Genomic DNA, 516 nt, shown 5'->3' with positions numbered 1-516 from the left:
CAATGAGGCTCGGAGCTCATAAGTAACTCCAACAGCGAGACCCTAGCCGGGGTTTTGTTGAGCTGTTCGATAACCTTGAATTCGCTCTGCTGAATTATCCGAAGGAACTCGCTGGCTTCCTCTAGCGACACCTCCTTTTTACCATCCTTTTTCTCCGGGGGGCCCTTTGCCGGAATATCTTTATTCGAAGCAAGGGGTATTTCATCATCTTGTTCCTCCACCACCTTTGCTTTCCCCTTGACATTCGCGGGTTGGACTGGTAGATCCGGGGGTGCAAACACACGACCGCTACGGGTCACACCACTCAGTCCCGTGATATTTGTTACTTTAGCTGACAGCGAGCTGACGTCAGTGACTTCTTCTTCCTTCTTCCCCGGAGGTGTATATCTCCACGGGACCGCGTGACTATTTTGGTACGGGAAAGGAACAGGTTTGGCTATTAAGGGGTGTCCGGGCTTTTGTGAAGCTGCGCTTTTAGTGAAGTATATCACCAAAGGTTTGGGCTTCGCAACACCG

General features: G+C 51.0%; 1 protein-coding gene. It reads right to left on the bottom strand.

Annotation, left to right across the window (positions count from 1 at the left end; genetic code table 11):
* Positions 1–516 (bottom strand): hypothetical protein (locus I6E80_RS20355; RefSeq protein ID WP_197186326.1); only part of this gene is annotated, 516 nt, incomplete at both ends.

The organism is Pseudoalteromonas sp. NSLLW218, from assembly GCF_015864775.1.
Classification (GTDB): Bacteria; Pseudomonadota; Gammaproteobacteria; order Enterobacterales; family Alteromonadaceae; genus Pseudoalteromonas.
Note: the sequence above shows the minus strand (reverse complement) of the source record. Positions and strands in the feature narration are given on the sequence as shown.